Annotated in this window: 11 protein-coding genes and 2 rRNA genes; 4 read left to right on the forward strand and 9 right to left on the reverse strand. The window is 38.2% G+C overall.

Features of this window, described 5'->3' with window-relative positions; all coding sequences use genetic code 11:
• Positions 1-9 precede the first annotated feature (9 nt).
• Both BLR36_RS13525 and BLR36_RS13530 read right to left on the reverse strand, forming a co-directional pair.
• Entirely contained in the window at positions 10-969 is a 960-nt protein-coding gene (locus BLR36_RS13525; RefSeq protein WP_093062270.1) for a D-2-hydroxyacid dehydrogenase family protein, read from the reverse strand.
• Positions 970-981: 12 nt separating this feature from the next.
• Positions 982-1,716 (reverse strand): sulfite exporter TauE/SafE family protein, encoded by a 735-nt coding sequence (locus BLR36_RS13530; RefSeq protein ID WP_093062271.1) that lies wholly within the window; start codon positions 1,714-1,716, stop codon positions 982-984.
• 163 nt (positions 1,717-1,879) lie between these two features.
• On the opposite strand from BLR36_RS13530, the gene BLR36_RS13535 reads away from it, so the two are divergent.
• Positions 1,880-2,881: a PQQ-dependent sugar dehydrogenase gene (locus BLR36_RS13535; RefSeq protein ID WP_093062272.1), complete on the forward strand. Its 1,002-nt coding sequence runs from the start codon at positions 1,880-1,882 to the stop codon at positions 2,879-2,881.
• A 125-nt stretch (positions 2,882-3,006) separates the two neighbouring features.
• Here BLR36_RS13535 and BLR36_RS13540 read toward each other — a convergent pair whose 3' ends face one another.
• The gene (locus BLR36_RS13540; RefSeq protein WP_254771417.1) at positions 3,007-3,480 is read right to left on the reverse strand and encodes a GNAT family N-acetyltransferase; all 474 of its coding nucleotides are present in this window, start codon (positions 3,478-3,480) and stop codon (positions 3,007-3,009) included.
• A 51-nt stretch (positions 3,481-3,531) separates the two neighbouring features.
• Here BLR36_RS13540 and BLR36_RS13545 point away from each other — a divergent pair, with 51 nt between their 5' ends.
• Positions 3,532-4,674, forward strand: a complete 1,143-nt coding sequence (locus BLR36_RS13545; protein ID WP_093062274.1) for an FAD-dependent monooxygenase — start codon at positions 3,532-3,534, stop codon at positions 4,672-4,674.
• Between the two features lie 33 nt (positions 4,675-4,707).
• Here BLR36_RS13545 and BLR36_RS13550 read toward each other — a convergent pair whose 3' ends face one another.
• Genes BLR36_RS13550 through BLR36_RS13565 form a run of 4 tightly spaced genes read right to left on the reverse strand, consistent with a single transcriptional unit; the run spans position 4,708 to position 7,370 of the window.
• Positions 4,708-5,400: a hypothetical protein gene (locus BLR36_RS13550; RefSeq protein ID WP_093062275.1), complete on the reverse strand. Its 693-nt coding sequence runs from the start codon at positions 5,398-5,400 to the stop codon at positions 4,708-4,710.
• Positions 5,397-6,125, reverse strand: a complete 729-nt coding sequence (locus BLR36_RS13555) for a hypothetical protein (protein ID WP_093062276.1) — start codon at positions 6,123-6,125, stop codon at positions 5,397-5,399. The genes BLR36_RS13550 and BLR36_RS13555 overlap by 4 nt, the downstream gene beginning before the upstream one ends.
• Entirely contained in the window at positions 6,112-6,999 is an 888-nt protein-coding gene (locus BLR36_RS13560) for an ATP-binding cassette domain-containing protein (RefSeq protein WP_093062277.1), read from the reverse strand. Before BLR36_RS13560 ends, BLR36_RS13555 begins: the two co-directional genes overlap by 14 nt.
• Complete coding sequence (locus BLR36_RS13565; RefSeq protein WP_093062278.1) at positions 6,999-7,370, reverse strand: GntR family transcriptional regulator; 372 nt, start codon at positions 7,368-7,370, stop codon at positions 6,999-7,001. Before BLR36_RS13565 ends, BLR36_RS13560 begins: the two co-directional genes overlap by 1 nt.
• A 157-nt stretch (positions 7,371-7,527) precedes the next feature.
• On the opposite strand from BLR36_RS13565, the gene BLR36_RS13570 reads away from it, so the two are divergent.
• Positions 7,528-7,881 carry a VOC family protein gene (locus BLR36_RS13570; RefSeq protein ID WP_093062279.1) on the forward strand — a complete coding sequence of 118 codons (354 nt, stop codon included), beginning with the start codon at positions 7,528-7,530 and terminating at the stop codon, positions 7,879-7,881.
• Positions 7,882-7,935: 54 nt separating this feature from the next.
• The gene (locus BLR36_RS13575) at positions 7,936-8,448 is read left to right on the forward strand and encodes a DinB family protein (RefSeq protein WP_093062280.1); all 513 of its coding nucleotides are present in this window, start codon (positions 7,936-7,938) and stop codon (positions 8,446-8,448) included.
• Positions 8,449-8,607: 159 nt separating this feature from the next.
• On the opposite strand, the gene rrf is transcribed toward BLR36_RS13575, so the two are convergent.
• Positions 8,608-8,723, reverse strand: a 5S ribosomal RNA gene (rrf, locus tag BLR36_RS13580).
• A 188-nt stretch (positions 8,724-8,911) separates the two neighbouring features.
• A 23S ribosomal RNA gene (locus tag BLR36_RS13585) occupies positions 8,912-9,056 on the reverse strand; the annotation flags it as partial.

Consider the following 9,056-nt stretch of genomic DNA (forward strand, 5'->3'; position numbering starts at 1 on the left):
TTCTATAAATTAAATTAAGGTACGAATCACTCTTCCATCCAAGTACGCTTGAATATCTTCTATTGCTTCTTGGTAATACATAGTGTAATTTCTTTCTGTTACATATCCTAAGTGTGGGGTGGCTAATAGATTCGGCATTGTTCGGAATGGGTGGTCCTTTGGTAGTGGCTCGATATCGAATACATCTAATCCTGCTCCGGCAATCCAGTTTTCATGGAGCGCTTTTATAAGCGACTGTTGGTCAACTATTGCAGACCTTGATGTATTAATCAAATAAGCGGAGCTTTTCATATCGTGTAAGTCCTTCTCACTTATCAGTCCTATAGTTCTGTCGCTTAATACTAGATGAATAGAGACGTAATCACTTGTCTTTAACAACTCTTCTTTCGAACTTGCCAACTGAACACCTAGCTTATCTGTTCGCTCCTTCGTTAAGTTTTGACTCCAGGCGATGACATCCATTCCAAAGGCTTGCGCTATAGTTGCCATTCGTCCACCTATTTTACCCAGCCCAAGAAGACCTAAACGTTTCCCATATAAATCTGTCCCAACTGTGCTCTGCCATATTCCATTTCTACGAAGGCTATCGTTTTCTTTCATAATTTGACGTGCCAGGTTTAGTATTAAAGCCCAAGTTAACTCTGTTGGCGGCTCTGAAGAACTTGCTGTTCCACAAACAGTAACTCCATGATCAGTTGCAGCCACAAGGTCAATCGATGCATTTCTCATTCCGGAAGTTATCAGTAGTTTAAGCTTAGGCAACTTTTCAAAAAGTGGGGCTCCAAAAGGTGTGCGCTCCCGCATCACAATTACTATTTCTGCATCACGAATGGATTCCACAAGTTCATTTTCATCATTAAAGTGCTGTGAAAACGAAACAACCTCGACCTTCTCTGTAATAGCTGACCAGTCTGCCATTTTTAAAGCAACTTGCTGGTAATCATCTAAAATAGCACAACGTATCCTCATACTAACCCTCCTTTATTTCAAATAGTCCACTACAATTTGTACAAGAAGTAATATAGTAACCACTCGCAATAGCGGTTTAATATGTTGCGCTTTTAGTTTTCGTGCAAGGCGAAGACCAAGCTGTGCTCCAATTATCGCACCTAGCATTAACGCAAGCGTCACTGGCCACATAATCTTACCAGTAGAAATATATGTTATCGATGCTCCGAAGCAGCTAGAGAACACGCCAATTCGAGCAAGTCCCACAGCTCGTATATATGCAATTTTTTCACTTGCATACAAGTACAGTGCAAGTGTGCTGCTCCCTGGACCAAACATACCGTCATACATTCCGATTCCTAGTAATGCTGGTGCCGTTTTTTTATTCAGCTGAAAAATTTCCTTTCCATCAAAGTTTCCTTTTCCCATAAAGGATGTAACAAAGGCAAAGCTTAGTAGAATAATAGCGATCATCGTCAAGACTTCCCCACTTAGAAAGGAAGCAACGAGTCCACCTATTATCCCCCCTCCTAAACAAAACACCAATACTGATATCGCCTCTTTACCGCTTACCTCTTTTTTCACGAAAATCACAAGAAAGCTAGAGAACGAACTGACTGTGTTCGATACTTTGTTAGCCCCAATGGCAGAATGCACGGGCAATCCCATTAATAACATCATCGGCAGACTTATAAGACCTCCCCCACCTACTAATGTACCTACTACATTCCCCATAACGCCTATAATGAAAAAGATTACAAACTCCATTTAAAATGCCTTCTTTCAAAACCTCTTTTGTTCTTTTAGCATACTCCGACTTCTATTATAAGTAAATTCGATAGTTATTATCGTTTTACATAGGAAAAACTTATCGTCATTGGGAGGATTATTGATTCGCTTAAGGGAAGAAGTAATACAAGGAGGGATTTCCATGAAAAAAAGGTTTCTAGTTATTTTACTAGTCTTATTCGGCTGTACGGAGGAGATAGAAAAGTTGCCCAACCGTGGTCCAATTGTAGAAAAGGTCGCACCAAACTTAAATATTCCTTGGTCCATTAATTTACATGACAATACCTTTTATATTTCTGAACGTGTTGGTACTATTGCACGTATACAAGATGGCACGGTTGAACATGAGCCAGTACAATTTTCGAAGAAGCTTGCAGCAATCTCAGAAGCAGGTTTACTCGGCTTTGTACTGAAACCTGACTTTGAAAAAACAGGTGAAGCATTCGCTTACTATACATATGATATGAACGGAGAAGCCTTTAACAGAGTTGTAACTATTAAGCGAGAAGAGGGTCAATGGCAAGAAATCTTTATTCATTTGGACGGCATAAAGACAGGTAATATTCATCATGGTGGCCGATTAGAAATTGGACCAGACAGAATGCTATATGTTACCGTCGGTGACGCAGGAAATCCTAATAATGCACAGGACTCAACTTCACTGAATGGCAAGATACTCCGTATGAACGATGACGGCTCATTTGAAATATTCTCCATGGGGCACCGTAATCCTCAGGGACTTGCCTGGGACAAAGATGGAACCCTATATGAAGCGGAGCATGGTCAGTCATCCAATGATGAAATCAATTTAGTCAAACAAGGTAAAAACTATGGCTATCCAATAATCGAGGGAGAAGAAACAAAAGAAGGACTAGTATCTCCTATAATCACATCTGGCAGCAATGAGACGTGGGCACCATCAGGCATTACCTTTCATCAAGGCAAATTGTATGTAGCAACCCTTCGTGGAGAATCTGTGAAAGTGATAAACGTGGAAACTGGTGAGATTGAGCAATCGATTACAGGATTCGGACGAGTGCGCGACGTTTTCTCCGACGGGGAGTCACTTTATTTCATCACAAATAATACGGATGGCCGCGGCACTCCTAGTGGTGATGATGACGTATTGTATAAATTGGATTAGTGGTGGTGATCGATCAATTATTTTGGGTGGTTGATCGATTTTTGGCCGTCATCAATCGATTTTCCGTTGTGATCGATCGATTATATAGTATGATCGATCGATTTTCACCTATCTTCAATCGATTCTTAATAAATCTTCTTTGACATAGCAATTTGTATACCAGATCTTCCATTAAACCGTCTACCTTCATCGATAAAACCTGATTTTCGATACACAGCTTGTGCAGACTTGTTTGCTTCGTTCACCCCAAGCACGATTGTTTTTACATTTGGAAAATGCTTGTTTACAAAGCTATGCAGTAGCTCCATAGACTTTTGCGCAATTCCCCTCCCCTGGTAATCTGGATGTATGGAATATCCTCGGAGTAAAAGACTCTCTGCCATATCTGTATAATGGAATTTATCATCTCCCGTATCTAACACGAAGAAGCCAACACTCTGATCATCTTCCGTTATAATAATAGGAGTATACGTTGCATTTATTTGAGCACGTTCTAGTAATTCTAATGGATGTCCTGTGAATGAAAGCTGCTCCTCAGATAGCGGATAATTTTCTAACGATTTACGATAACTATCATTATAAATAGTAAGCTTGATCATAAATTTCACCCCTTTTAACTAGACTATCACAATTGGCGGAGGTATTTCCAAATGAAAATAGCAATTATAGGTGGAGGTATTGGGGGGCTCTGTGCTGCGGTAACCCTACAAAAACAAGGGTTCGCTGTTCAAGTCTTTGAAGCTAACCCAACGTTTCAACCAGTGGGCGCGGGTATTGGAATAGGATCCAACGCCTTGCAGGCACTGATGGAAATCGGTGTAGGTGAAAATGTATTTGCAAATGGCCATGTTCTACATACGCAAATATTTCAAGATGAGTGTGGAAAGTTTTTAAATACGATTGATTTTACTGTTCTAAAAAAACTTTATGGCCAAGAAAATATTACTATTCATCGTGCTGATTTGCATAGAACTTTCCTAGAAGCACTTAAACCGAATACACTTCATTTTAATAAAAAATGTCTATCTATCGTGCAAAAAGATCATCAAGTAACCGTCCATTTCGAAGACGGCACTACACAGACTTCCGATTTACTCATTGCTGCCGATGGTATTCACTCTCCTATACGGCAGCAGCTTGTGCCAGGCTCGGTTCCTAGATATGCGGGTTATACGTGTTGGAGAGGCATCACAGAAAACAAAGGAAGAGTCGATGAATACACTTCCACTGAATTATGGTCCACAAAAGGACGATTTGGGATGGCTCCTATGAAAGGGGGATTAGTATATTGGTTCGCCTGCATGAATACAACGGCAAGAAATCCACAATTACAGGATCTCACTTCGAAGGAAATCGGGGGCATATTTAAGCATTTTCCTGAGGTCGTGAGCAATTTAATATTCACAACTCCTGTTGAAAATATTCTTCATCACGATATTTCCGATATTAAACCACTGCGCCAGTTTGTTTTTGGTAGAGTTGTTTTACTAGGAGATGCTGCTCATGCCACTACACCGAATATGGGACAAGGGGCTGGACAAGCAATTGAAGATGCCATAGTTCTGGGAAATGGCTTCAAACAATTTGAACATGTGGATAAAGTGTTAGCATTTTATGAGGATAAGCGAGTTGCTCGAACCGCTAAGGTAATCCGGCTTTCTCGTCAAATAGGGGCAACAGCTCAAATTCAATCCCGACCAGTCACTCGTATTCGAGACTTTTTATTCCCTTTTATCCCGTCAAAGGTTTTAATGGGCCGATTGAAATTCTTATTTGATGTGAAATTAAAATAAAGTGCCTTCTATGTAGCAGGCACTTTATATTTACTAATACATTTGCAGTCCTAAGGAGTCCACAATTTCTATATGTTTTGGAACTTTCAAGTGAATATACGTTTGCCCTCTTACCATTCTAATTTCTTCATCGTGTAATATTTGATTTAAAGAATACAACCTGTTTGAAAAATGATCAAATGTAAGCTCTTGAGCTGAAAATTCATGAATGACCAACTGATTGCCAGTCCATTCCATATTATGGAGTGGTAACTTTTGATCTAAATTTAATCCATATACATTTATATTCGTTCGATATACTTTTCCTTCTATTTTTTGATCGGTAGTATCCATCCATTCCACTACCACTCCAGTTGAGTATGGATCATTTCCATTGTATTCAAGGGACAATGTATTCCCTTTTATTTCATGAGTCCACTCTTCCTTAAGAAACTTCTGGTTTAACTTGTTATCTTCTAGTTTTAGTAAAGACTTTTGAAATGAATTGTTTTCTGTTTGTAGTTGGATTAACTCTTCCCCTGATAGTTTTTCCACATTAGTCTCTTTTGGAATAATTTCATATATGACTCCACAAGCGATTAGTAGACTAAAATAGATAATTATAATAAATTTGTTTAAGCGAAATTTACTTTTAAAATTTACTTTCTTCACTAGATAAAGAACAATACCCACTCCAATAATTAGTGGCAATAATCCAACAAGTAGAGCTATCGATGTAACACTCATGTTCTAACCCCCAAACGGTTGGAGATAGCAGTAGATGTTGCAAGGAGCAATATCGTTATGATGATGACCTTCATAATAAGTATTAGTAACGAACCGTTTTCCACAAAAATAGATTCCGATATTCTAATCCAAGTCCCTGTCATTAATAACATAACCACAATTACTACTGCACCAAAGAAAAATAGCTTATGCATTTGAAATAATATACCTGCTATATATCCGATGGAGCTGAACAACCATAGCATAGTAATGATAGCGACAATAGTTAACAAAAAGCTTGATGGGTTATTAAAAATACTAGAACTATCTACAAATTCTGAAGTACTTTTGAAATGTAAAATAAGACGCATTACATAACCCGAAAAATAAGTAGTGACACCTGCAAAGCAACTAAAAATAAAGAGAACAATAAAATTAGCAATATTACTGCTAAGACGAGTTGCCACAAACGAAAAGTCATCATATCGATATGCTTTTGTAGTTAAAAGGTTTCCCACTGAAATAGCGAGCAATGAAACCAAAATAAAACTCACATCATTTGTGGATGTATTCAAACTAATAGTAGTACTATTAATAGAAGTCCCGCTACTTCCTGCATTACCTCCAAGTAAAATCCCTAGTACCTGCAAAATAATGAGTGAGTAAATCAACCCGTTATAAGCATTTATCTTAAATTTCACTTGTGCCTTCACAACACTAAATAAGCTACTATTACTTAAAAACATCATCGATTCCCCCTTTCGTCTCACTCGTCACGTACATGCATACCTCACTAGCAGCTAATGTCTGAATGCTAGCCCCCTCTATACGAGCTCTCTCTAACTTCGAGTTATTCTTAACTACTACATACAGTCTTTGATCATCAATTCTCTTCGAGTGAATAATTTCTTCCCCAACTGTCCATCTTTCCACATCAGCTATCAATCCCTGAACAGCTACTGCATATTCCTTCACCTCATCCAAAGATTGATGCAACACAACTCTGCCTTTATGAATCAATAAAATATCCTCTAGCAATTGCTCTATTTCGGCTAAATGGTGGCTAGAGATTAAAATAGATCGAGGATGTGCAATATAATCCTTCAGTAAGGCTCTATAAAAATCTGACCGAACCGCTTCGTCCATTCCGTTTGTTGGCTCGTCAAACATGGTTAACTCACAGCGTGTTGATAACCCAAAAATCATATTGAACGTGGCTTTTGCACCTTTGGATAACTTTGAGTGCTGTTGCTTTGGATTCAACTTAAAGTATTGAAATAAACGACTAGCGAATTCCGTATCCCATCTTTTATAAAAAGCTGGTGCACTTTGCAATACCTCTTCTAACGTCAAGGAATCTGGAAAAGTCATTTGATCATCCACCAAAATACTGTTTTCAGAAACCATCAAATTATTATAAGGACTTTTCCCAAATACATTTACTTCACCGGATCTGTGCTTAGTTAAACCTGCCAGTATTTTCAGCAAAGTGGTCTTCCCAGCTCCATTTCGTCCGATAAGGCCAGTAATCTTTTGTTCTGTCAGTTGAAACGTTATATCCTCTAAAGCATTAGTTCTTCGAAAATCCTTACTTACTTTTTGGCAATCTATTACATTCATTAGATCTCCTCCTCGCAATTATGGATGAGTTGAATTAGTTCCTCTTTAGTTACGGATAACCTTTTTGCTTCTAAAACGATGTCTTTTACCATCTTTGTCAATGTCTCATTTCTCCGTTTTTCCAGAATCATCGTTTTTGCTTCTGGCGCTACGAACATGCCAAGTCCCCTTTTCTTATATAAAATCTTTTCCTCTACTAGTATCGTAAGTCCTTTAGCAGCTGTAGCTGGATTAATATTAAAAAGATCTGCCAGCTGATATTGTGAATATACTTTTTCATCATCCTTAAAACGTTCTGCTATAACTTCATTCTCCAGCCACTCCGCAATTTGCACATATATCGGCTTCGTACTATCGGTATTTAAAATCATTTGAGGTAATCTCCTCTCATTTGAAAACTAGTGCATTAGTGTTGTAATGTAGTATATAATAGTATTTGAAAGCTGTCTAGTTTTAATTTCCTAAAGGTTGAAAGGATTTTTCAGCTTGATAGCGAATACATATATAAAAGAAATGAGGGAATAACTGATGAAATTAGGACAAATCGCAGTAAATGTAGAAAACGTTGAACGAGCAGTTGCATTTTATAAGGACGTAATTCAATTACCTCTACTATTTGAGATGAATGGGCTTGCATTCTTTCAATGTGGAGAAACGAGACTTTTATTAAGCAGACCAGAAACCGAAGAGTTTAATCATCCAAGCTCTGTACTCTATTTCCAAGTTGATAATTTAACCAATGAAGTTTCACGAATGAAAGAAGCTGGAGCAACTTTTATAGATGAACCCCATATGGTTGCTAAGGTCGGAGATACGGAGACATGGATGGCATTTTTTAAGGATAGTGAAGGAAATACTCTCGCATTGATGAATGAGAGATAATTACGCAGAATACAATAAGAACTGATATTTACTTTAAGATAAAGGGAGAATTTTGTGAGTGATATAGTAAATGACTATCTGCATGAAACGAGAAATAACCTGGTAAACGAAATTACTTCATTAAGTCATTCTCAATTTAATAACAGGCTAAGCATGAATATGTGGAGTATAGCACAAGTTTGTCATCATTTAGTTTTAGTGGAGCAAGCGACAATTAAAGCTATTGCACGGGGATTAAAAAAGGGTGATAATACTCAAACAGAACGTAAGAACGTTCATCTTATTATAGATCGATCGAAAAAGTTTAAAGCTCCTGAAATCGTTGAACCAGATTTAGAAGCAATTGAAGTTCAGTCAATCATTGAGCTGTTGAACGATTCGAGAAAGAAACTTCTGACGTTTCTTCATACAATAGAGGAAAAATCAATATTGGTAAAAAAGTCCGTTAATCATCCTGCATTAGGTGAACTACCACTGGACCAGTGGATTGAACAGATATATTTACATGAACAGCGACACATAGAACAAATAAAAGAGATAAAATTACTATTAAATGCTAAACACTAAACTTACTAGAACGAGTCTGTTAAATTGATACTATGATAGCCCATACAACGGTTCATATAGCCCTTAAACTTACTCATATAGCCCATAACTAATAATTCGCTCATTTTTTATAACAAAAAAGTCGTTACCGATTAACTCGGTAACGACTTTTTCTTTGTTGCCCAGCGACGTCCTACTCTCACAGGGGGAGACCCCCAACTACCATCGGCGCTGAAGAGCTTAACTTCCGTGTTCGGTATGGGAACGGGTGTGACCTCTTCGCCATCATCACTAGACTTATTCGGCTTTCAATATACGGCGCATTGCGTTGTCAACTTCATTCGCTCAGTCAGTCACGTACTTTAGTACGCTCCTTCCTTCTCTCACTCGTTTCCTAGCACTGCTTGTATCTTGAAACCCTCGTATAAATTAGAGTGTTTGTTCACTCAAAACTGGATAAACGACATTGTTACGTTAAACAAATTTGGTTAAGTCCTCGATCGATTAGTATTCGTCAGCTGCACATGTCGCCATGCTTCCACCCCGAACCTATCTACCTCATCGTCTTTGAGGGATCTTACTTACTTGCGTAATGGGAAATCTCATCTTGAGGGGGGCTTCGTGCTTAG

The organism is Psychrobacillus sp. OK028 (assembly GCF_900103605.1).
GTDB lineage: Bacteria > Bacillota > Bacilli > Bacillales_A > Planococcaceae > Psychrobacillus.

What these genes read in the sequence shown, in the direction of transcription:
- BLR36_RS13525 (WP_093062270.1), bottom strand. Translation starts at nt 969, where the DNA reads ATGAGGATACGTTGTGCTATTTTAGATGATTACCAGCAAGTTGCTTTA.
- BLR36_RS13530 (WP_093062271.1), bottom strand. Translation starts at nt 1,716, where the DNA reads ATGGAGTTTGTAATCTTTTTCATTATAGGCGTTATGGGGAATGTAGTA.
- BLR36_RS13535 (WP_093062272.1), top strand. Translation starts at nt 1,880, where the DNA reads ATGAAAAAAAGGTTTCTAGTTATTTTACTAGTCTTATTCGGCTGTACG.
- BLR36_RS13540 (WP_254771417.1), bottom strand. Translation starts at nt 3,480, where the DNA reads ATGATCAAGCTTACTATTTATAATGATAGTTATCGTAAATCGTTAGAA.
- BLR36_RS13545 (WP_093062274.1), top strand. Translation starts at nt 3,532, where the DNA reads ATGAAAATAGCAATTATAGGTGGAGGTATTGGGGGGCTCTGTGCTGCG.
- BLR36_RS13550 (WP_093062275.1), bottom strand. Translation starts at nt 5,400, where the DNA reads ATGAGTGTTACATCGATAGCTCTACTTGTTGGATTATTGCCACTAATT.
- BLR36_RS13555 (WP_093062276.1), bottom strand. Translation starts at nt 6,125, where the DNA reads ATGTTTTTAAGTAATAGTAGCTTATTTAGTGTTGTGAAGGCACAAGTG.
- BLR36_RS13560 (WP_093062277.1), bottom strand. Translation starts at nt 6,999, where the DNA reads ATGAATGTAATAGATTGCCAAAAAGTAAGTAAGGATTTTCGAAGAACT.
- BLR36_RS13565 (WP_093062278.1), bottom strand. Translation starts at nt 7,370, where the DNA reads ATGATTTTAAATACCGATAGTACGAAGCCGATATATGTGCAAATTGCG.
- BLR36_RS13570 (WP_093062279.1), top strand. Translation starts at nt 7,528, where the DNA reads ATGAAATTAGGACAAATCGCAGTAAATGTAGAAAACGTTGAACGAGCA.